This is a genomic window from Flavobacterium sp. (assembly GCF_043756175.1).
In the GTDB taxonomy this organism is placed as follows: Bacteria; Bacteroidota; Bacteroidia; order Flavobacteriales; family Flavobacteriaceae; genus Flavobacterium.
The window spans coordinates 15982-38245 of the sequence record NZ_JAYURN010000098.1; the positions used below are offsets into that span (position 1 = coordinate 15982).

Below are 22264 nucleotides of genomic sequence, written 5' to 3' on the forward strand. Positions count from 1 at the left end.
ACCTTTAGGGTCATTTATAAAAAATACAAGTATGAAAATTACATCAATAATTAAACAGTTAGTTTTAATCTTATCGTTATTTTTTCTTGCAACATCTTCAGGACAAACGAATTCTAAATTTAAAGTTGTTCTCGATGCAGGACATGGCGCCAAAGATTTTGGAGCTGTATACAATGGTTGTGTCGAAAAAAATATAAATTTAGGAATAGCTCTCAAAATTGGAAAAATATTAGAAGCAGACCCTGATGTTCAAGTTATATACACTAGAAACGATGATACTTTTATCGAATTAGTAGAAAGAGCTAATATTGCAAATAGAGCCAATGCTAATTTTTTTATATCAATTCACTGTAATGCAAATGTAAAACCGGGGCCATTTGGTTCTGAAACCTTTGTTATGGGACTTTCTAAGAGCGCTTCGAGTTTGGCTATTGCAAAGAAAGAGAATGCAGTAATTACGTTAGAGGATAATTATAAGAAAAAATACGCAGGATATGATCCAAATTCGCCAGAATCGCTCATAAGTGCAACATTAGCGCAAGAGGAATATTTAGACCAAAGTATCGAATTAGCAAGTAGAATTCAAGATGGTTTAGAAAATAAATTAAATAGAAAATCTCGTGGTGTGGCACAAGCACCGTTTATGGTTTTACACAAAGCATTTATGCCCAGAGTTCTTGTAGAAACAGGGTTTATTTCTAACCTAGAAGAAGGAGCTTACCTAAACTCTGAAGAAGGACAAAACAATATCGCTAAAACGATTGCTGATGCTATTTTTAGAATGAAAGTAGAGCATTTTGGAGGTACAATGCCAGTTATTGAGATTAAAAAATATGAAAAACCAGTTGTAAAAGATTCTACACCAAAAGTAAGTGTGCAAACTCAAACTAAAGACACATCAAAAGAAATAAAAAAACCAGCTGATACTAAAAAATTAGACACTAGTAAACCAGTTTTTAAAATCCAACTAAAAGCAAGTACTTCTAAAATAGAATCAAAACCAGAAAATTTTAATGGTTTAGATAAAATTTCATTTGTTTTAGAAAAAGATTACTACAAATATATGTACGGAGAAACTAACGATTATGTTATTGCCAAAATGCAATTGCTTGAAGCAAAAACTCAAGGATATGATTCTGCTTTTATTGTAGTATTTAAAAATGGAATAAAAATTAGCCTAAACGAAGCATTAAAGAAGTAATACTAATAAGAATTTATTAATTTTGTTAAAAATATTTTACCTTGAAAATCACTAGAGAAATTAAAACAGCCATATTAGTCATTGCCTCCATTTTATTATTTATTTGGGGATACAGTTTCTTAAAAGGGCAAAATTTATTTAACAGCCACAAAAAATTATTTGTCGAGTACGATAATGTAGAAGGATTGGCGACATCGGCACCAGTAACAGTAAGCGGAAAAGTTATAGGAAAAGTAAATTCAATAATACTAAATACAAACGGAAAACTACTTGTTGAGCTTCAAATAGATGATGACCAGTTTCCAATTTCAAAAACAAGTGTGGCTCAAATTTATGAACCAGGAGTAATTGCAGGGAAGCAAATTGCTATTATTCCTAATTATAAAGACGCTAATATGACTGTTGATGGCGATCAGTTATTGTCTGGAATAAAACTAGGATTAACAGACGCTTTGGGGCAAAAATTAGAACCACTTCAAGCTCGTTTAGACAAAGTTTTGGCAAATGCCGATGATTTAATATCAAATATAAACACGGTTTTAGACGCTCAAACACAAGCAAATCTTAAATTAGCTATTGCTGAACTTAACAAAACCATGTCAAATTTCAGTAAAGTATCTAAAAATGTAGATGACATATTGATAGATAACAAAGAGAAATTAGGCAGTGCAGTTGCTAATTTAGACAAAACCACACAGAATTTCGCGAAAATATCTTCCGATTTAGACAAGGCAAATCTTGGGGCAACCGTAAAAACACTAGATGCAACATTAGGCAATGTAAATGCGATTTTGGCCAACTTAGAATCAGGAAAAGGAACAATGGGCAAATTGCTAAAAGATGATGCGATGTATACTAACTTATCTAAAGCATCAAAAGAATTAGAATTATTATTACAAGATGTAAGATTGCACCCAACAAGATATGTCAATGTTTCTCTTTTTGGTAAAAAAGAAAAACCTTATGTAGAACAACCAATACAAAAAAAATAAACCACAAATAATTATTTATGAGCTATTTAGATAATATATTATTTTTCATTATTCTATCCATAGGAATTGGGTATTTTGCTATCAATGTCAAAAAAATTATCCGAAACATAAAGTTAGGACAAGATATAAACCGTTCTGACAATCAATCAGAAAGATGGAAAAATATGGCAATGATTGCACTAGGACAATCTAAAATGGTCAAACGACCCGTAGCAGGAATACTGCACATTATTGTATATGTAGGATTTGTGGTTATCAATCTAGAAGTTCTAGAAATCATGATCGACGGATTATTCGGAACCCATAGAGTTTTTGCTTTTTTAGGAGGATTTTACGACTTATTAATTGGTTCTTTCGAAATATTAGCACTTTTAGTATTAATTGCAGTAATAGTTTTCTGGATAAGAAGAAATGTCATCAATCTAAAAAGATTCATACACAATGACCTGAAAGGCTGGCCAAAATCTGATGCAAACTACATTTTATATTTTGAAGTGGTTTTAATGTCTTTATTTCTAATTATGAATGCTTCCGATTTGTGGTTGCAAACTATGAATGTACACCATTATACACAAGCAGGTTCGTTTCCAATTAGTCAATTTATTGCACCCATTTTCAACGGAATGTCAGAATCATTAGTAATAATGATAGAACGTGGTGCATGGTGGTTACACATTAGCGGTATTTTAGTATTCCTAAATTATTTATATTTTTCTAAGCATTTACACATATTATTAGCTTTCCCAAATACCTATTTTGCAAATCTAAACCCACAAGGACAATTTGACAATCTAGAAAGTGTTACTAAAGAAGTAAAACTGATGATGGATCCAAATGCCGATCCATTTGCTACGCCAGCGCCAGATGACAATGCAGTTCCTAGTAAATTCGGAGCGCAAGATGTGCAAGATTTAAACTGGGTTCAGTTACTAAACGCCTATACCTGTACCGAATGTGGTCGTTGTACATCATCATGTCCAGCCAATCAAACAGGAAAAAAATTATCACCAAGAAAAATCATGATGGATACTCGTGATCGTTTGGTCGAAGTAGGAAATAATATAGATGCCAACAAAGGTGTATTTATTCCAGATGGGAAATTCCTATTGGGCGATTACATCACACCCGAAGAACTTTGGGCATGTACATCATGCAACGCTTGTGTCGAAGAATGTCCCGTAAATATCAGTCCATTGTCAATAATTATGGACATGCGTCGTTACCTAGTTATGGAGCAAAGTGCTGCGCCACAGTCGCTAAATGCTATGATGACAAATATCGAAAACAACGGAGCGCCATGGCAATACAACCAGCAAGACCGATTAAATTGGAAAAACGAATAAAATTATATTTTGGGCGTGACCCCGCTTTTAATGGCGGGGTCGGGCTTTCGGCTATATCTTTTTTTCGGCAAAAAAGCCTCAAAAAAGGATACCGCCTCAATCCCTCACGCAAAAACAAGGATAAATAAACAGTACAATGAACATCGAAGATTTAGATAAAAGTTTAATAGCCGCATCAGAAAACGGACAAACCATAAGCCCCATTTTACCAGAAGGAGTGAAAAACTATCTGATAGACATAGACGGTACCATTTGCGATGATATTCCAAACGAAGAACCAGAACGCATGCTAACTGCCCAAGTTTATCCAGACGCATTAGTTACGTTAAACAAATGGTACGACGAAGGACATATTATTTTCTTTTTTACCTCAAGAACCGAAGAACACCGTGAATATACAGAAATTTGGCTCAAAAAGCATGGATTCAAATACCACGGAATGGTCATGGGAAAACCACGTGGAGGAAACTATCACTGGATAGACAACCACCTAGTAAAAGCAACACGTTACCAAGGAAAATTTACATATTTGATAGACAAACAAGTAACAATACAAGTCTTCGACGACGGAAAACACTAATTAAATAGGTTAATTGTTTAACTGTTTAATCGCTCAATCGATTAAACGATTAAACAAAAAACGATTAAACAATATATTATGCAAGAAATATTAATAGTGCCTACAATGGCCGAAATGCTAGCTCAAGGCAAACAACCAGAAGTATTATTTTGGGTAGGATGTTCAGGAAGTTTCGATGATAGAGCAAAAAGAATAACAAAAGCATTTGTACGAATTCTAAATCGAGCAAACGTCGAATTTGCAGTATTAGGAACAGAAGAAGGCTGTACAGGAGATCCTGCGAAACGAGCCGGAAACGAATTTTTATTTCAAATGCAAGCCATGATGAATATCGAGGTGCTAAATGCTTATGAAGCAAAAAAAATAGTAACTGCTTGTCCGCACTGTTTTAATACAATAAAAAATGAATATCCAGAATTAGGCGGTAAATATGAAGTAGTTCACCACACAGAATTCCTAAAATCATTGCTAGACGATGGAAGATTAACGATTGAAGGTGGACAATTCAAAGGAAAAAGAATCACTTTTCATGATCCATGTTATTTGGGACGTGCCAACAAAATATATGAAGCACCAAGAGAATTAATTCAAAAATTAGATGCAGAATTAGTCGAAATGAAACGTTCTAAAGCCAACGGATTGTGTTGCGGAGCTGGTGGTGCACAAATGTTTAAAGATGCCGAACCAGGAAACAAAGAAATCAATGTTGAAAGGACTGAGGACGCTCTAGAAACCAAACCAGAAATCATTGCAGCGGGTTGTCCATTTTGTAACACAATGCTAACCGATGGTGTAAAAAATAAAGAAAGAGAAGCTGACATAAAAGTGATGGACATTGCCGAACTAATTGCAAACGCTCAAGATTTATAATGAATGTTTTCTTAATTAAGATTAAAAAAATATTTATATTACCATTATTTTTTCTTTGTATAAGCTCCTCATTATTTGCACAAGAAATATATAAGAATATTTCTATAGATTCAGTTAAAGTTGATGTAAATAAGAATATAAAAATTAATTATAAACAGCTAATAATTCCAGCCGTATTAATAGGATATGGTGTTATAGGATTAGAAAGTCATCAATTATTGTCTTTTAATGCTGAAATAAAAGAAGAAGTAAAAGAGCATATTGATGAAAAAATAACAATAGACGATTTTTCTCAATACACACCTTTGGTTTCAATATATGTAATAGACGCATTAGGAATAAATAGTAAAAATAATTTTAAAGACAGAACTATAATTTCTGCAACATCTTATTTGATTATGGGATTAGCAGTAAACACTTTAAAAAGGACATCCGTATCGGAAAGACCTGACGGAACATCTTTTAACTCATTTCCTTCAGGGCATACCGCTACAGCATTTATGGGAGCTGAGTTGTTATATCAAGAGTATAAAGAAAAATCAATCTGGTACGGAATTTCAGGTTACGTAATTGCTACGGGAACAGGACTTTTCAGAATGTACAACAATAGACATTGGTTGTCCGATGTGGTTGCTGGAGCAGGAATAGGAATTTTAAGTGCCAAAGCTGGATATTGGTTATACCCAGCTGTAAGTAAACTTTTCACAAACAAAAAAGAATCAAATACAAAAACAGCATTTATTCCATATTATGATGGGAAAACTACGGGTTTTGGATTAGTTTCTACATTTTAAAAAAAAAATATATGTTAGTTCCATTTGAAGACTTACCATTAGAATCAAAAATTTGGATTTATCAATCCAATCGTAAATTTACCGATGAGGAATTTGCTGAAATCAAGGTTTCAACAGAAGTATTTATTCAAGATTGGTCTGCACATGGGACAAGTCTTGAAGCGTCTTATTTGCTAAAGTATAATCGATTTATCATTTTTGCAGTAAATCCGGAAGTGCAAGCCGCGACAGGTTGTTCTATCGATAAATCTGTTCAATTTATTCAAGAATTAGAACAAAAATACAAAGTTGATTTGTTAGATAAAATGAATGTAACTTTCAAAAATGGTGAGTTTGTAGCCCACAAAACATTAATCGAATTCAAAAAAATGGCAAAGGACAAAGCCGTTACAGGTTCGACTATCGTCTTCAATAATCTAGTAAATTCTATCGAAGAATTTAACGAATCTTGGGAAGTTCCCGCAGAAGATAGCTGGCACAGTCGTTTCTTTTAAAAAAATTGCATAACGTTTTTTTTCGCTGATTCACAGATTATAAATCAGGGAATTCGCGATAAAAAAATTATACAAATTCAATAATCAAAGAAAAATTTGTAAATTTTTGATAAAAAAATAGTCCACAAAGCGGACAGTCATAAAGAATTATAATGAAAAATTTAGGTTTTAAGTTTCTATTGTTTTCCGTACTCACTTTATTTATGGTCAATTGTTCTGTAAATAAAAATATGAGTAAGGAAAAAAATGCCATTTCTAAAAATGTAGAAAAATCTAAAACTGAAAAATTTATTGACCCTTCAAAAGTTGGTTTCAATCTTTTTGAAGATACAGATTCAGAAAAAAAATGGGTAGATAGTATTTACAACACCATGACTTTCGAAGAAAAATTAGGTCAATTATTTATGGTTGCGGCCTATTCTAACAAAGATACTATTCATTTTAATGGGTTAGATAAACTGATAAAAAACTATAAAATTGGCGGTTTAATTTTCTTTCAAGGCGGACCAGTTCGTCAAGCAAAACTAACCAATCGATTTCAAGCAGAGTCTAAAATCCCTTTATTTATTGGAAATGATGCCGAATGGGGATTAAGTATGCGACTAGATTCTACCTATCGTTATCCTTGGAATATGACACTTGGAGCCATTCAAGACATGAAACTCATCGAAGAATTAGGTGTACAAATGGGACAGGAAACCAAGCGAATTGGAATTCAGTTTAACTTTGCTCCTGTAATTGATATTAATACAAACCCGAATAATCCAATTATTGGAAATCGTTCTTTTGGTGAAAATAAAGAAGAAGTGACTAAAAGAGCCGTTTCTTTGATGAAAGGTTTTCAAAATCAAGGTGTTTTCTCGACAGGAAAACATTTTCCAGGACATGGTGATTCAGAAACCGATTCCCATCATGGTTTGCCAACAATTAATTTTTCGAAAGATAGATTAGACGATGTCGAGTTTTATCCTTACAAAAAAATGTTTAGTTTAGGATTAGCATCTGTAATGGTGGCACATCTTAACGTACCAAGTTTAGAAAATCGTCCCAATTATCCGTCGTCAATATCATACAATATTGTAACCAATGTTTTAAAGAAAGATTTGGGTTTTAAAGGTTTAATTTTTACCGATGCACTGAATATGAAAGGTGCTAGTAATTTTAAAAAACCAGGCGAAATAGACCTAGAAGCCTTCCTTGCTGGAAATGATATTTTACTTTTCCCGGAAGATGTTCCTACAGCAATCGAAAAATTTACGCAAGCCTACAAAGACACATTAATTACTGATGATAGAATAGAGTTTTCGGTAAAAAAAATATTAAAATACAAACATAAATCAGGTTTAAATAAATACAAACCGATTGAAACTAGTACTTTATATAAAGATTTGAATAAGCCGATTAACAATTCTTTACAATATAAATTGTATGAAAATGCGATTACACTTCTACAAAATAAAGACTCAATCATACCAATAAAGGACTTGGCAAAAAGTAGAATTGCTTATGTGAAATTAGGCGACGATTCTGGAAATACTTTTTTATCAACTTTAAATAAATATGCCGAAGTTACCGAAGTTTTTAATGAGAATATTGATAGTTTAAATCAAGATTTAAAACAATTTAATACTGTAATAATAGGTTTTCATAAATCTGATAAAGCTTGGAAAAAACATGAATTTTCCGAAAAAGAGCTACTTTGGATTCAAAAAATATCAGAAAACAACAATGTAATTCTAGATGTGTTTGCAAAGCCATATACATTATTACAAATTAAGAATTTCGATAATATAAAAGGATTAATCTTAACTTATCAAAATGGTGATATTGCACAAGAAGTTTCTGCCGAATTAATTTTTGGAACTATCGAAGCAAAAGGTAAAATTCCAGTTTCTATTGGAGAATTTTTTAAACAAGGAGATGGATTAACTATTAGGACAATAAATAGATTAGGATTCACAACACCCGAGAATGTTGGAATGAATTCCGAAATATTATCTAAAATTGAAATAATTGCCAAAAAAGCAATTGATCAAAAAATGACGCCTGGAGCTCAAATTTTAGTAGCAAGAAAAGGTAAAGTTATTTATCAGAAATCATTTGGTTATCATACATACAAGAATGAAACGAAAGTAAAAAATTCAGATATTTATGATATTGCATCAATAACAAAAATCGTATCAACATTGCCTAATGTGATGAAAGAATATGATGCAAAAAAAATAAATCTAGAAACAACATTGGGTTCTATGCTTCCAGAAGCCAAGGGAACAGACAAAGATTCTATACGATTTAAAGATTTGTTATCACATTATGCTCGTTTGCAAGCTTGGATTCCGTTTTATAAAACCACAGTCGATTCGGTGACTAAACTTCCGTTAAAAAAATATTATCGAAAAACTGGATTAACTGGGTTTTCTGAACAAGTGACTGAGAATTTATTTATAAGTAAATCATATAAAGATACCATTATAAATAAAATAATTCGAAGTAAATTATTACCAAAAAAAGAATACAAATACAGCGATTTTACTTTTATTTTGCTCAAAGAATATTTAGAAAAAGTAAACAATAAAACGCTAGATGTTTTATCTCAAGAAAATTTCTTTTCTAAATTAGGAATGAATAATACGTTATATAATCCTTTGCGTAAGTTCGATATGAGTATAATTCCGCCAACGGAAGTTGATACTTATTTTCGTCATCAATTAATTCAAGGTTATGTGCATGATATGGGAGCAGCAATGCAAGGTGGTGTTGCAGGTCATGCAGGAATTTTTTCTAATTCTAATGATGTTGCAAAAATGATGCAAATGTATTTGCAAAAAGGAAATTACGGAGGTATTCAATATTTTTCTGAGCAAACATTTAATGATTTTAACACCTGTTATTTTTGTGCCGAAGGAAATAGGAGAGGACTAGGACTCGACAAACCACAATTGCCAGGAACATCGGGGCCAACATGCGGTTGTGCATCATTAACAAGTTTTGGTCATACAGGTTTTACAGGTACCATGACTTGGGTAGATCCAGAAACCGAAATTGTTTACGTTTTCTTATCTAACAGAACTTTTCCAGACTCGAATGCACCGAACAAATTATCTAAAGAAAATATTCGAGAAGATATTCAGAAGATTATTTATGAAGCAATAATAAAATAATTTTAAAATGAAAAATTTATTAAAATCAACAATCTTAATCATATTTGTATTCTTCATTTCAAATACAACGTTCGCTCAAAAAACAACTCAAAAAGTAGTTATCAAAACCACTTTAAATTGTGATCATTGCAAGGAATGTGAAACTTGTGGACTGAAGTTTAAGACAGAAATGCTTAAAATAAAAGGCGTAAAAATGTATGAGTTAGATGATAAAAAAATGACATTTACAGTATATTTTAATCCTAAAAAGACCAATTTGCAAATTATAAAAAATAGTATTTCAAAAATGGGTTATGGCGCAGATGAAGTAAAAGCAACTGCCGAAGGAATTGCATCATTAGATGGTTGTTGTAAAATATAATTGTAATATTTAACTTTTATTTATCGTAGGATAAATTCTATTTTCAGTAAATTCGTTTCATCAAAATCAATAAATGAAAATAGCAATCGTTTGTTATCCAACTTTTGGAGGAAGTGGCGTTGTTGCCACCGAATTAGGTCTAGAACTTGCCCGTCGTGGTCACGAAATACACTTTATTACTTATAGGCAACCCGTTCGTTTGGCATTATTAAACCCAAATGTTCATTACCATGAGGTAAATGTTCCTGAATATCCACTGTTTCATTATCAACCCTATGAGTTGGCTTTGTCTAGCAAATTGGTCGATATGGTAAAACTACATAAAATCGATTTATTGCACGTGCACTATGCTATTCCACACGCTTATGCCGGTTATATGGCAAAACAAATGCTAAAAGATCAAGGGATTAATATTCCTATGGTTACGACATTGCACGGGACGGATATTACGCTGGTTGGAAACCATCCGTTTTACAAAACAGCAGTAACCTTTAGTATTAATAAATCGGATAAAGTAACGTCGGTTTCTCAAAGTTTAAAGGATGATACTCTAAGACTTTTTGATATTAGAAGTGAGATAGAAGTTATCCCAAACTTTATCGAATTAGAAAATAAAATTATTGATAATATTCCTTGTAAACGTTCGGTAATGGCAAAACCAGAAGAGCGAATTATTACACACATTAGTAATTTCAGGAAGGTAAAAAATATTCCCGATGTTGTGAAGGTTTTTTATAAAATTCAGCAAAAAATACCTGCAAAACTGATGATGGTTGGCGACGGACCAGAAAAAGCCAAAGCCGAAAAGTTATGTGAAAAATTAGGTATAACCGACAAAGTGATTTTCTTTGGAAATAGTAATGAAATAAATCAAATTTTAGCACTTACTGATTTGTTTTTATTACCATCAGAAACTGAAAGTTTTGGCCTTGCAGCCCTTGAAGCTATGGCTTGTAGTGTTCCTGTAATATCTAGTAACTCGGGTGGTTTGCCAGAGGTAAATATTGATGGTGTTTCAGGATATTTAAGTAATGTTGGAGATGTAAAAGATATGGCCGAAAATGCACTAAAAATCCTTTTAGATGATAATATTCTTAATGAATTTAAAAAGAGGTCTTTTGAGGCTGCTAAGAATTTTTCAGTCGAAAAAATAGTTCCTTTATATGAGACTTTGTATATAAAAGCCATAAATGAATCACTACGAAAGTAATTTTATTTTATTATTATTTCTTTTTTAGAATTAATTTTAAAAATAGAAATTGGTCTATATGATTTATTAGCAATTGCATTTTCTTTTGGTTGATAAATCTCTTTAAAAATAAGGATTATTTTACCATTATCTTCTATTAATTTTGAAGCTTCCACAATAAATCCTGTTGTTTTATTTTCACCCATATTAATCACCAAAACATTTGATTTATTAAAATCCACGTAAGGAATTTTTTTTGCCCTAAATCCTAAAAAAATGCTTTTATAATCTTCATAGTTTTTAATTAATCTAATAGATTTTTTAGAAGAACCCACATAGTAATTTTGAAAAATAGTTTCACATAAATTAATTTGATTGCTATTTATATTACTCTTTTTTGTACCACAAGATGATACAAATAGTATAAAAAATAAGGTGTAATAAATCGTTTTCATAGTAACTGATAAAATACTGATTTTACTTCCAATCTGGCATTGTACAATTTGTATATAAAGTAACTCTTGTATTTGTAACTCCCAACGTATATTTTTGAATGAATCGAGTAGAAACCCCATCGTTTGAGGTATTTACAAACAATAATTCTGCCTCATTAGGAGAAAATCTAACATCTAAATCATTAGTTCCTGTTGGTTTTGACACAGCTGGTTGTGTTGTAAGATTTGTTATAAAGTTATATATGAAAATATTGGTATCAAGTTGTCTATAATCAGGCGCTTGATATCCAGAAATATCTCTAGTAAATAATAATTTCTGATTATTAACAGAGAAATGTAATCCGCCAATTGCTCCGTTAAATCCTGTGATTACTGTGCTTAATAAATTTCCTGATTTATCTATTACTAATATTTCTGCATTATAACCATTTACATCATTAATTTTTAGTGCTATCATAGTACCATCAACACTCCAATCGCATTCGGAAATAAATTTATTATTTGTAGTCTGATATATTTGTATGAGACCGCTTCCATCAGAATTAATACGATATAATTTATCAAAGTTTGGGTATATAATCTGGCTTCCATTTCCTGACCAAGAAAAATTAATATAATCTAGATTGAAACCAGTAATTGGAACTGAATTCGTTACTTTAAACACATCAGAACCATCAGGTTTCATAGTATATATATGTTCTTGAGCTCCGTCAGATTTTATAAATGCAATTCGGTTACCTTGCGTGTTTTTGCGCGGTCTATAACAATTTGTAGAGTTAGTAGTTAGTTGTAGCTCATTACCTGTATCATTTGCTGTAAAAAGGACATTATTGCCATTCATTTTTCTTACATATAAGAATCTAGCATTAGGAAAAATGGCAGTTCTAAAACTGCTAATTGCACTCAGAACTTTTGGATTTGTTCCATCAGAAACTGAAACTTGCCAATAATATTTGGTCGCATAATTCAAATTTAATAAAGTAAAATTCGTCGTTGTTATATCAGAAAAGGTTTGAATAATATCATTTGAGTCATTTCTTAAAGTAATTTCGTAAGTAAGTGTATTATTTTCTGGATCGGTAGAAGTCCAAGCCAGATTAACATTTAATGGCTGATCTATTGCATTATCAACTGGTAATGTTAGTATAGGAATTGTTGGCGGATTATTATCAGTTTCTTTTATCTTTAATTCGAAAACAATTTCTATTGAAGAATTTACGAGTACAGTACCTGCCTCAAACTTTGCAATATATCCCTCTTTTTGTGCTTGGAACGAATAATTACCAATAGGAATATTTTGCATTGTAAAATTTCCTTGGGCATCTGTTAATACCGTACTTGAGTTAGGACTTGAAGATACTTTAGCATTAGCAAGCGGCTCGAAAGTTGTTTCATTTACAACTCTTCCAGTAATTGTGCCAACACCGGTTTCGGTTATTTCTTCTTTACTACATGAAAAAATAATCATGGCAATAAGAAAAAATCTAAAATTTAGAATTCTTTTTTTCATGATATTTTTATTTAGTGTTTATAAGTTCTTGGTAATTTACTTCTGTAGGTTCAATCTTTTTTTGAGGTTTTCTTTTTCCAAAATAATAATTTAAACCTAATCCGAATCGTAAGAATGAGTCATTTTTAGTTCCTTTTATCAGATAATCTAGATTGTCGTTATTAGTCAAATTGTTTTCTGCAAAAGCTCTAATACCAACATTATCTGAAAATAAAAACTCTAATCCACCTCCAAATTGAACTTTAACAAAATTATTTTCAAAATTATTGTTTGAACTATATCCTATTCCTCCAAAAAAATAAGGTGTAAATTTATCAAAAGGTAATAAAATAGCTTCAATATTTAAATCTAAAGAATTATAACTAGTTTCTAGTTTATTAGTGTTTCCAAACCAAAAAAGATTGTAAGAGCCATTTAGATTAAATGTTGGTGAGAATAAATATTTGAGTTCTCCTCGAGCCATAGATCTTGCCACAGGATTTGAATAATCGTCGTTGATTAATGAAGCCCCTCCCGCAAGACCTATCCCGAATTTGCCTCTTTTCTGATATAAATGGCGACCATACATTTGTGTTTCATCTGCTATAGCTTTCTCTTTATCATATTCGTTTATAAGTTGTACTATTTTAAGAGCAGGAGCATTTACCTGCCAAATATTATCTCTAATTCCTTCAATAACAAGAGATTCTACAGCTTTTTCGATAGCTTCGGTAACAGCAAGGTGTATTGGTTCATTTTTTGTGTAACCAGTTTCGACTTCTAATAATCGTTTAAAATCTACATATCTAAACAAACTTGCTTCGATTGCTTGTGAAAGGATAGTTTTAGACACATAAACAGTTTTAAGTATTTTTCCGTTTGATGTAGAAACTAATCTCAAATAAACTGAAATTCTATCCTGTCGATAGCGGGTTGAAGCGCCAGCTCCAAAATATCTTGCTCCAAAACCGCCAGTTAAAATATTAGAATCATAGGAAATTATTCCTCCTTCAAGAAGGACTCCTGCATATAGTAAAGGTGTGAGTTGTGTCTCTGGAGACTCAGTGCCTTTTGCATATTCTTGACGGGTAGATCTAATAATATTTCTTTCGTTTAGAAGATTACCTAAGTTTTCTCTCTCAATGGGGGTAAACCATTTAGAATCTTCAAGAGCTTTAATAAGAATTGTTGTTGCTCCTTGTGTAATTGCAGTGCTAAAAGTACTTCCGGTTTCAGATTCTTTATATTGTCCTGTTTGGTCTCTAAATTTATAGACACCTACAACAATGGGTTCGTTAGGTTTGGGTAGATTTTTTAGATTTATCCCTGTTTCGGAATTTTCTCCAAGTTTGGGTTTTTCAATACCAAGTGGTTGATTAAAATAAGCACCACAACTAGTTAATATAATCATTGGGACGAGATAAATGTATTTTATGTATTTCATAAAAAGGCTTTTATGTGTTTAGAATAATAAAATGACTTTATGATATATAACTTATCGTTACGGAATTATTAATTGTGTTTGTTCTCCTGTGTTTGTATCAAGAATACTAATAACTAAACCCAAATTTGATTGATAAATTTCTACCGATAAACTCCCGAAATTATAAACTCCAGTAGTAATACCGTTTGTCCCGAATTGTTGCTGAAATAACGATTTCGAGACCTGATTTAATAACTGGTTGTTTAAATTATCGGTAAATTTTTGTAAATCTGTTTTTTGTTTTAATTTACCGCTGTCGTCTTCTTTGTATAAATTTTGTGCTTCAGCGGAACTTAGTAACCATTGATAGTTAAAAGTATCTCCACCAAAATTTGGGTTCCTAGGTTTATAAACTAAATCTTGACTATAAACTTGTCCTGCGATTAATACAATTAATATATTTAGTAGAATTTTCATTTTTTTTACAAGCTAATATTGTTTAATTGATTGGCTTTGTTTCTCTAAATTTTTTAAATAATTATAGGTCTTTACTACAGAATCATCTGCCATACTTGCTAAATATTCTTCATCTGGTTTTGTGATAAATTCGTTTAGTATATCACTATCTACTTTTATTTTTATTCTCGTAGTCCTGGAGTTGCTTAATTCTTCTTCGACAACAATGATTTTGGGGGAGTTAAGTTTCAATTTACTATATTCTGTATAATAAACATCATAAAAATCTTTCCCCATTTTTGTTTTGGTTTCGTCGGATACAATACCTGTAATTTCAACACCATCTTTTAATTGCTGATTATAATTTGTACTTATATTTTTTTCACCAATAACAAATCTATCTTTACCTACAAGTTGTTCGTTCTCATCATATATAAGAAGTAAAATAATGGTTTGATTGCTATTGTTTGTATTTATTTGGGATTTAGATAAAACTTTTATCTGATTGGCTTCTAGAGTAAATCGTCCTGATTGTAAATTGTTAGATCGATTGTTCGTTTTGCTCATTTTTATTACAGAAAGTTTATAGGATAAGCTTTTGTAGCCATCAGTCAAATTTTCGGCAAGCCCACTTATCGAAACTAGATCGGCATTTTCTTCAATTTCAATTTTCGCCTTCACTTCTTTATTTGTTATTTGCGCAAATAAAATGGAAGGAAAAAACAAAATTGTAAGGAATAGTATAAATTTTATTTTTGGCATTTTATATTAGATTAATTACTAATTATATAAACAACCTGATCATTTCCTGTTTGTATGATATTTAGTGAATTTGTCAGCGAGTTTGTCCCGTAATTATACAAACTCAAATTATCACCGTACTGATTTAATTGTATCGATGAATTTTCGTAAAAATTAGGCGAATAATCTTGTATGTAATTGTTATTTCCTATTTGAGAAACAGATTCATTAACCTGATTACCTTGTCTATAAATATTTGTTGAATTATTATTTCCATTCTGATATACATCTATTTGACCGTAATTAGAACTTAAATTAATATTTGAATTATTATAATTACCTATTTGAGAAATAGTAACATAAGTATTTTCTTGTATATTATTTGTTTGATTGTTGATTAGTTCGTTTTGACTGATTTTATTAAGTAATTCAAAACTATCAGTTGTACCAATAGGTTTTAATTCGTTCTTTTGAATTAGTGATTGTTGATTATTTCCGTATGAGTTAATATCTTCTTGAGAATAAGTATGCGTTACTAAAAACAGTATAATTAAAATATTAAATGCTATTTTTTTTAGAGTCATCATCATGAAAATTATTTAAATTGAAAAAAGATGTGTAAAAATTAATATTCTCACACATCTTTTTAATTATTTTTAATTATCACAGTTACATGGGTTTTCAGGTCCTACAGGGCCATTGTTTTGGTATACATATGATGAGTTTCCGTCACCAACTTGATTTACAACGCTTGTATGAACATCTCCAAATTGATAAGTTACAGCACCGTTGTCATTACCCAATTGAGTAATAAATGACCAGTTCCAATAACCATCTTGTAATGATCCTGCGTAATTTCCATGACCTTCTTGGTAGTTTACAGCTAAATTGATTGTTCCGTACTGGATTTGTACACTTTCGTTTTCACAACCAATTTGAGTTGCAATAGCTTCATTTGAATATCCAACTTGCAATTGACCTGCGTAATTATTACCTCCTGTTTGAGAAACAGATGCGTAATTATTGTATCCATATTGATATTGTTCAGAATAATTTTCAGAACCATCTTGTTCAACCATGGCTACATTACCCATTCCATTTTGATATTGGATTGCAGTATTATCATTTCCCATCTGATCTACAGAAGCGTCATTAGCATCTCCAACTTGTAAAATATCGGAATTGTTGTAACCTCCCACTTGAATTACGCTTGCGGTATTATCATCACCCTGTTGCTCAACACTTGAATAATTTAATAGCCCAATTTGTGCTACAGATGAAGCGTTATCATCACCTACTTGAAGTACATCACTCCAGTTTAATTGTGCAAATGCACCCATGGAAATCAGCATCGCGGAGATGCTTAAAACTACTTTTTTCATAATTTAAAATATTTAATTGGTTTATAATTACATATTATTATGAAGTGCTATTCTATGGATTAAAAAAATTAATACGCTGTGTATTAATTTGTTAATGAAAATAATTCTGAAAGTGGTATTGCTTTACAAAGATAAAATAAATATTTTAACATTTTTTTTATTTTTATTAAAAATGTAATTTTTTAATATATTTTCTACGAAATAACGTATTTAATCGATGTAATGCATTGTTTTGTGTTAAAAATTTAATTTATTAAGAAAAGGGTGTGTTTTATATAACTATATTTCAGGAAGTAATTTAACTAATTTTGGTTAGACTATTTTTGTATCTCATTTTGATAAATTATAATACAAAAAAAACCTACCAAAAAATGATAGGTTCAAATAATATTATTGTAAACTTAGTTAAAATCTATATCTAGCACTTAATCCTAAATCAGGACCAAAACTATTATCTCTAGCAGCTACATAATCAGGACTAAGGTATATTTCTGGTCTTATGTCAAAAGAAAGTTGCAAAGGAAACTTAAAGTTGTATTCGATTCCTACATCTCCAGCTATAACAGCAAAAGCACCACTTTTATTCTCTAATAAATAGGTTTTTTCATTATAGTAATATTTTGAACTATATATTCCAACTCCAACTCCAGGTCCTACATACCATTTAAAACCATTTTTAATATCAAATACCCATTGGTATATACCAACTAATTTAACATCATTATGAGCATAACCTTTACCGTTGTTGTAATAGTTATTTCCATATCCACCATAATAAACATTGCCTTCATTTCTAAAACCCAAATCTAGTTCTAATCGATTGTTTTTAGATAAAGCAGTTTGAAATGATACTTCACCTCCAAAACCTGAATTATCCCCTAATCTAATTCCAATTGCATGTTTTTCTTGCGCTTGTATGCTAAATACAAATCCAGTAAGCATCAAAGCTGTAATAAATAATTTTTTCATAATATTTTTTTAGTTTTTAATTTAACGCATATAAAGATACAATTATTATGCCGTTAATTCATTTTATTATTTATTTTAATATTATCTTAATATTATTTTATAAATTTTAGTGATTAGATTATATTTGTTGAAAATAAGAAATAATGGCAGGAAATAGCTACGGAAATATTTTTAAATTAACCACTTTTGGTGAATCCCACGGAGAAGCTTTAGGTGGAATTATAGATGGCTGTCCACCAAATATAATTCTCGATTTAGAAGCTATTCAGCTTGAAATGCAACGTCGTAAACCTGGACAGTCTTCTATAGTTACGCAACGAAAAGAAGAAGACGATGTACAATTTCTCTCAGGAATTTTTGAAGGTAAGACCACAGGAACTCCAATTGGTTTTATTATTCCGAACACAAATCAAAAATCTGATGATTATTCTCATATAAAAGATTCGTATCGTCCAAGTCATGCCGATTATGTCTACGAAAAAAAATACGGAATTCGTGATTATCGTGGTGGTGGTCGTAGTTCGGCTCGAGAAACCGTAAGTCGAGTAGTAGCAGGAGCTATCGCAAAACAGGTTATTCCAGAAATAAAAATAAATGCCTTTGTATCTTCTGTAGGAGAAATTTTTATAGATAAACCGTATCAAGATTTAGATTTTTCATTAATAGAGAGTAATGCTGTTCGTTGTCCTGATTTGGCTTCGGCTGAGAAAATGGAAAACTATATCAAAGAAATCAAAAAACAAGGCGATACAGTAGGCGGAACCATCACTTGTGTCATACAAAACGCACCAATAGGTCTTGGAGAACCAGTATTTGATAAGCTTCATGCCGAATTAGGAAAAGCCATGCTTTCTATAAATGCGGTAAAAGGTTTCGAATTCGGTAGCGGATTTTGTGGTGCCAAGATGAAAGGAAGTGAACACAACGATTTGTATAACGAAAACGGAACTACAAAAAGTAATCTCTCAGGCGGAATTCAAGGTGGAATTTCTAACGGAATGGATATTTATTTCCGTGTCGCTTTCAAACCTGTTGCCACACTTATTCAAAAACAGGAAGTACTCACAAATACAAACGAAATTATAGAGCAACAAGGCAAAGGACGTCATGATCCTTGCGTGGTACCACGTGCCGTTCCCATTGTCGAAGCAATGGCGGCACTTGTAATTGCTGATTTTTTTCTTTTAAATAAAATGTATAAATAATAACTGTCACATTGAGCTTGTCGAAATGAGAAGCTATTCCTGCTGTCCGCTAAATCTTTTCCTTGCTAAAGAAGCAAGAAAAAGGATATCGCTTTCCATCAGGGCTAAAAAAACAATAACATTCAACAATAAACTATGAATTCAACAGAATCTACAATCCAAACAAAAAAATCAATTTTTAGTAATCTTACCACTCAAATCCTAATAGCAATGTTGCTTGGAGCTGTTTTAGGAATCTTTATACACAACAATTATACACCAGAAGATGCCAAAGCATTTAGTGGTTATATCAAAATGTTGGCAACAGTCTTCATACGTTTGGTTCAAATGATTATAGCACCATTAGTACTCACAACCTTAGTAGTAGGAATTGCTAAATTGGGAGACATCAAATCTGTAGGACGAATAGGAGGAAAGGCAATGGCTTGGTTTTTTACTGCATCTTTTATTTCGTTATTAATAGGAATGTTTTGGGTTAACTTTTTCGAACCAGGTGTTGGACTTAAATTAATCGATATCGATCCAACAACAGCTTCAGAAGTAGTAGATAAAACACAAAATTTTTCGGCACAAAACTTTATAGAGCACATTATACCAAAAAGTATTTTTGAAGCCATGGCAACCAATGAGATATTACAAATTGTTATTTTCTCTATCTTTTTCGGATTGGCAACAGCATCAATGGGGACTTATGCAAAACCAGTAACAAATGTGTTAGAAATTATTTCTCATGTAATTCTTAAAATGGTTGGTTATGTAATGAAATTTGCACCAATTGGAGTTTTTGGTGCTATTGCAGGAGTTTTTGCTATTCGCGATGTAAACGATTTGTTACTTACCTATGCCAAATTTTTTGGTTCTTTCTTAGTAGGAATTAGTTCCTTGTGGGTTTTCTTGCTTGTAATAGGTTTTGTTTTCTTAGGAAGCAGAATGAAATCCTTGTTAAAACATATCGTAAGTCCATTAATCATTGCATTTGGAACTACGAGTTCTGAAGCGGTTTTTCCAAAATTGACTGAAGAATTAGAGCGTTTTGGTGTAAAAGATAAGATTGTATCGTTTATGTTGCCTCTAGGTTATTCTTTCAATCTTGATGGAAGTATGATGTACATGACATTTGCCAGTATTTTTATTGCACAAGCTTCAGGTATTCATTTAGATTTACCTACGCAAATGACCATGCTTTTAGTTCTTATGCTTACTAGTAAAGGAATTGCAGGTGTTCCTAGGGCGAGTTTAGTAGTTGTTGCGGCTACTTGCGGCATGTTTGATATTCCTGTGGAAGGAATCGCTTTAATATTACCAATAGATCATTTTTGTGATATGTTTCGTAGTGCAACTAATGTTTTAGGAAACGCATTGGCTACAAGTGTTGTTGGAAAATGGGAGAAAGAGGAGTAAAATATTGATAATTTGATTTTTATATATATATTTACTTAAAATTTTAAATAAATTATTATGAAAAAACTATTACTTACATTATTAGTTGCTTTTTTTGGATTGGCTATGAATGCGCAATCGGATTATAGTGTTGCTTTGTCAACAAATGGTGCATCTTCTCAAATTAGAGGACCACAAGGTGCTTATAGATATCAGAGAAGTGTTTGGATAATAACTGCGGCCGAAATGGCAGCTTCGGGTTTTACTTCTGGAAATTTAATAAACGCATTAGGATTTAATTACATTGTAGGTTTGGATGTTGCTACAACTGGAAATATTCAAATTTATTTACAAAACACAGCTGATGCAACAAATCTAAAAAGTACTACTTGGGCTACTGCAGTTTCTACAATGACTTCAGTTAGTAATGGAAGCGTAACTTTGCCAACTGCTGTTGGTGAATTTGACATTCCTTTTACTGGAGCTGCTTTTAATTATAGTGGGGGCGGAATTTATGTAGCTTTTGATTATCAAAACGCTTCTCCAGGTGTTCTGGCTACCGTAGCTAGCACGCTTACTGCAACCAATAATTTGACTGCAGGTACAAAGAGCGCGAATAGTCCAACTGCTGCTCCTGTAACTTTGGGAGCAAATTCAGCTTTTAGACCTGAAACAATTTTTGGTAGACCAGTTTCTTGCGCTAGACCTTCAAGTTTAAGCTTTAATACGTTAACCATGACATCAGCTAATTTAGTATGGGGAGCAGTAACGGGAGTAAATTATGAATATGTACTTGATAATGTTGCTACAGATCCTGTGGTTGCAGGAACTTCAACTACAGCAACAACTTATAATGCAATAGGTTTATCATCTAACACAACTTATTATTTCCATGTTAGAAATAATTGTGGAGCTGGTTTCAGCGCATGGAGATCTATAGCTTTTACAACTTTAGCTGCACCTCCTGTAAATGATGATTGTTCTAGTCCAATTGCATTAACTCCTGGAGCTGTTTTTGGAGATCAAGCTATTAATACTTCAAATACGGGTGGGACTTTAAGTGGAGAAACGCCTATTCCATCTTGTGGAGCGCTTAATTTTACAACTAATGGTAAAGATGTTTGGTATAGTGTTGTTGTGCCTGCATCAGGTACTTTAACAATAGAAACAGATGCTACAGTAGCAGGAACTGGTTTGCTATTAGATACTGTTGTTCAAGTTTATTCAGGTACTTGTGGCGCATTAGTTGCTGTGAATTGTGATGATTCCCTTGGTAATACAACAACTCCAGTTGGAGCAGATTATTCTAAATTATCATTAATAGGTCAAACTGCTGGTAATGTACTCTTAATTAGAGTTTTTGGTTATGATGGTTCTCTAGGTAATTTTAGATTATCGGCTTATGATGCCTCATTAAGCAATCGTTCTTTCGATTTGAATGGCTTCTCTGCTTATCCAAATCCAGTAAAAGATGTATTAAACTTATCTTACACAAAAGATATTTCTAATGTATCTGTGCATAATTTATTAGGTCAGAAAGTAATGACAAAAATTATCAATGCAACAGAAACTAAATTAGATATGTCAAATTTGTCAAATGGTGCTTATTTAGTGAAAGTTACTGTAGATGGATTAGTTAAAACTATTAAGGTAGTAAAACAATAAAACAATATAAAAAAATAAAAATTCAGTCTGAATATATAAATTCGACTGAATTTTTTAAATTTTTTGCAACAGAAAGCCGAATCTTACGATTCGGCTTTCTTATTTTTATATAAT

General features: G+C 31.7%; 21 protein-coding genes. 13 read left to right on the plus strand and 8 right to left on the minus strand.

The annotated features are described in order from the left end of the window. Positions 1 to 31: 31 nt before the first annotated feature. The 10 genes from ACH2BP_RS07595 to bshA all read left to right on the plus strand — a co-directional run bounded on the left by ACH2BP_RS07595 (position 32) and on the right by bshA (position 11006). On the plus strand, positions 32 to 1201 hold the full coding sequence (locus ACH2BP_RS07595; RefSeq protein WP_395058559.1) for an N-acetylmuramoyl-L-alanine amidase: 1170 nt from the start codon (positions 32 to 34) through the stop codon (positions 1199 to 1201). Positions 1202 to 1242: 41 nt separating this feature from the next. Further along, complete coding sequence (locus ACH2BP_RS07600; protein WP_395058561.1) at positions 1243 to 2193, plus strand: MlaD family protein; 951 nt, start codon at positions 1243 to 1245, stop codon at positions 2191 to 2193. Between the two features lie 17 nt (positions 2194 to 2210). Beyond that, a complete protein-coding gene (locus tag ACH2BP_RS07605; RefSeq protein WP_395058563.1) occupies positions 2211 to 3536 on the plus strand; it encodes a 4Fe-4S dicluster domain-containing protein in 1326 nt (441 codons plus the stop codon). 136 nt (positions 3537 to 3672) lie between these two features. Further along, a complete protein-coding gene (locus ACH2BP_RS07610; RefSeq protein WP_395058565.1) occupies positions 3673 to 4116 on the plus strand; it encodes a phosphoheptose isomerase in 444 nt (147 codons plus the stop codon). A 78-nt stretch (positions 4117 to 4194) separates the two neighbouring features. Next, entirely contained in the window at positions 4195 to 4986 is a 792-nt protein-coding gene (locus ACH2BP_RS07615; protein WP_395058567.1) for a (Fe-S)-binding protein, read from the plus strand. Beyond that, complete coding sequence (locus ACH2BP_RS07620) at positions 4986 to 5780, plus strand: phosphatase PAP2 family protein (protein ID WP_395058569.1); 795 nt, start codon at positions 4986 to 4988, stop codon at positions 5778 to 5780. The genes ACH2BP_RS07615 and ACH2BP_RS07620 overlap by 1 nt, the downstream gene beginning before the upstream one ends. Before the next feature lie 11 nt (positions 5781 to 5791). Continuing rightward, entirely contained in the window at positions 5792 to 6274 is a 483-nt protein-coding gene (locus ACH2BP_RS07625) for an ABC transporter ATPase (protein WP_395058571.1), read from the plus strand. 152 nt (positions 6275 to 6426) lie between these two features. Beyond that, positions 6427 to 9435 carry a glycoside hydrolase family 3 N-terminal domain-containing protein gene (locus tag ACH2BP_RS07630; protein ID WP_395058573.1) on the plus strand — a complete coding sequence of 1003 codons (3009 nt, stop codon included), beginning with the start codon at positions 6427 to 6429 and terminating at the stop codon, positions 9433 to 9435. Positions 9436 to 9442: 7 nt separating this feature from the next. Further along, a complete protein-coding gene (locus ACH2BP_RS07635) occupies positions 9443 to 9796 on the plus strand; it encodes a hypothetical protein (protein WP_395058575.1) in 354 nt (117 codons plus the stop codon). Between the two features lie 73 nt (positions 9797 to 9869). Beyond that, positions 9870 to 11006: an N-acetyl-alpha-D-glucosaminyl L-malate synthase BshA gene (gene bshA, locus ACH2BP_RS07640; protein ID WP_395058577.1), complete on the plus strand. Its 1137-nt coding sequence runs from the start codon at positions 9870 to 9872 to the stop codon at positions 11004 to 11006. 2 nt (positions 11007 to 11008) lie between these two features. On the opposite strand, the gene ACH2BP_RS07645 is transcribed toward bshA, so the two are convergent. The 8 genes from ACH2BP_RS07645 to ACH2BP_RS07680 form a co-directional block, all read right to left on the minus strand. After that, entirely contained in the window at positions 11009 to 11440 is a 432-nt protein-coding gene (locus ACH2BP_RS07645) for a hypothetical protein (RefSeq protein WP_395058579.1), read from the minus strand. A 22-nt stretch (positions 11441 to 11462) separates the two neighbouring features. Then, entirely contained in the window at positions 11463 to 12950 is a 1488-nt protein-coding gene (locus ACH2BP_RS07650) for a carboxypeptidase regulatory-like domain-containing protein (RefSeq protein ID WP_395058581.1), read from the minus strand. Positions 12951 to 12957: 7 nt separating this feature from the next. Then, positions 12958 to 14373: a CsgG/HfaB family protein gene (locus ACH2BP_RS07655; protein WP_395058583.1), complete on the minus strand. Its 1416-nt coding sequence runs from the start codon at positions 14371 to 14373 to the stop codon at positions 12958 to 12960. Between the two features lie 57 nt (positions 14374 to 14430). Then, positions 14431 to 14829, minus strand: a complete 399-nt coding sequence (locus ACH2BP_RS07660; RefSeq protein WP_395058585.1) for a curli assembly protein CsgF — start codon at positions 14827 to 14829, stop codon at positions 14431 to 14433. 12 nt (positions 14830 to 14841) lie between these two features. Beyond that, complete coding sequence (gene csgH / locus ACH2BP_RS07665; RefSeq protein ID WP_395058587.1) at positions 14842 to 15570, minus strand: curli-like amyloid fiber formation chaperone CsgH; 729 nt, start codon at positions 15568 to 15570, stop codon at positions 14842 to 14844. A gap of 11 nt (positions 15571 to 15581) precedes the next feature. Further along, on the minus strand, positions 15582 to 16139 hold the full coding sequence (locus tag ACH2BP_RS07670; RefSeq protein WP_395058589.1) for a hypothetical protein: 558 nt from the start codon (positions 16137 to 16139) through the stop codon (positions 15582 to 15584). 66 nt (positions 16140 to 16205) lie between these two features. Next, positions 16206 to 16931, minus strand: a complete 726-nt coding sequence (locus ACH2BP_RS07675) for a hypothetical protein (RefSeq protein ID WP_395058591.1) — start codon at positions 16929 to 16931, stop codon at positions 16206 to 16208. Between the two features lie 405 nt (positions 16932 to 17336). Continuing rightward, positions 17337 to 17900, minus strand: a complete 564-nt coding sequence (locus ACH2BP_RS07680; RefSeq protein WP_395058593.1) for a hypothetical protein — start codon at positions 17898 to 17900, stop codon at positions 17337 to 17339. Between the two features lie 143 nt (positions 17901 to 18043). Here ACH2BP_RS07680 and aroC point away from each other — a divergent pair, with 143 nt between their 5' ends. From aroC to ACH2BP_RS07695, 3 genes are all read left to right on the plus strand, one after another. After that, entirely contained in the window at positions 18044 to 19105 is a 1062-nt protein-coding gene (gene aroC, locus ACH2BP_RS07685; protein ID WP_395058595.1) for a chorismate synthase, read from the plus strand. A gap of 135 nt (positions 19106 to 19240) precedes the next feature. Further along, positions 19241 to 20506 (plus strand): dicarboxylate/amino acid:cation symporter, encoded by a 1266-nt coding sequence (locus tag ACH2BP_RS07690; RefSeq protein ID WP_395058597.1) that lies wholly within the window; start codon positions 19241 to 19243, stop codon positions 20504 to 20506. Positions 20507 to 20563: 57 nt separating this feature from the next. Continuing rightward, entirely contained in the window at positions 20564 to 22150 is a 1587-nt protein-coding gene (locus ACH2BP_RS07695) for a T9SS type A sorting domain-containing protein (RefSeq protein ID WP_395058599.1), read from the plus strand. Positions 22151 to 22264 lie beyond the last annotated feature (114 nt).